Raw genomic sequence first — 1,410 nt, forward strand, 5'->3', positions numbered from 1 at the left:
GGTTCTCTCGTACTTAGTATGCTAAAATATTGCTAAATAATTACTTTAAAAACTTTTGTTTTTGCAAACTTTGGCCCTGAAACTTAAGCCAGAGTTGACTTTGGCCAAATTTTAAGTTATAATAGAATAACGCAGTTTAGCCCCAAAGTAAAATATTTATGCCTTCTAAAGCGCAGTGTCACACTATGTCTCAACTATTGGATTTGGCCGGAGTCTGGGTCAAAGATTATAAAATTCATAAAGAAATCGGCTTGGTTTTACAAATAGAATCACCACAAAAGTCTGCTGATTGTCCTTTATGCGGACATCAAAGTAATAAGCTTCATCAAAATCATTGGTATTTGGTTAAAGATTTACCTTTCAGTGAACATCCTACTTACTTGCGAGTCAATCGTCGGCAATTCAAATGCCAAACCTGCCAAAAACCTTTTAGCGAATCTCTCGATTATGTTAACCCGAAAAGAAATTATACGAAAAGGTTAACTTATAAAGTTATTGAAGAAGTCTTGGAGAGTAATATTCAAAGTGTAGCTCGACGATATGAGGTCACTGAAGAGGAAATTCAAACGATGCTAGAAGATGTGGGGTCTGAATTATTAAAAGAAAAACCTGCCCCATTTCGTCGTTTGGGAATTGATGAAATTTCTCAAAAAAAAGGACAAGGCAATTATTGCGCTGTTTTAGTAGATATAGATGCAGCAAAACCTGTAGCGATTGTGGATTCTAGGCGAAAAGAAGAATTGCTCAAAGTCTTGCAGGGATGGGGTTCAGAGATTTTAAAGTCTATAGAAGAAGTTAGTATAGATTTGTGGATGCCCTATAAAACACTGGTGGAAGAATTGCTTCCTCATGCTCAAATAGTTGCCGATAGATTTCATTTAATGAAAGGGCTTAATGAAGAGTTAGATGCTCAGAGGAAATTTGAAAAATATTTAATAAGCTCTCGAAAAAGTTATCCCGAAAAATCGGACTTTCTTTCGGCAATTAATAAGAGCAAGTATGCTCTAGTTAAAAACGAGAAGGATTTAACTGAAAACCAAACTAAAAAATTAAATGAGGTTAAAGTAAAGTTTCCTCAACTCGCTATCATGCACGATCTAAAAGAAGAGTTTAGAGATATATTTGAATCAAAACATCAAGGAACAGAGGGATTGGTTAAGTTAGTAGATTGGCTGTTTAAAGCTCAACAATCTTTTCCCACTTTTACAAAAACAGTTATTCGATGGTTTCCAGAAATTGTCAACTATTTTGAGAATCGCACCAGTAATGGAGTGGTAGAAGGAATTAACAACAAACTGAAAGTCATTAAAAAATCTGCTTATGGTTTACCTAAGTTTGAAAACTTTAGGTTGAGAAGCCTATTAAATTGGATGTTTACTTAAGTTTTAGCATACCCAGTACGGGAGAACC

Annotated in this window: 1 protein-coding gene; it reads left to right on the forward strand. The window is 34.8% G+C overall.

Annotated elements, in window-relative coordinates:
* Nucleotides 1-158: 158 nt before the first annotated feature.
* The gene (locus NG795_RS28335) at nucleotides 159-1,382 is read left to right on the forward strand and encodes an ISL3 family transposase (RefSeq protein WP_436836099.1); all 1,224 of its coding nucleotides are present in this window, start codon (nucleotides 159-161) and stop codon (nucleotides 1,380-1,382) included.
* Nucleotides 1,383-1,410 lie beyond the last annotated feature (28 nt).

The sequence above is a fragment of the Laspinema palackyanum D2c genome, from assembly GCF_025370875.1.
Classification (GTDB): Bacteria; Cyanobacteriota; Cyanobacteriia; order Cyanobacteriales; family Laspinemataceae; genus Laspinema; species Laspinema palackyanum.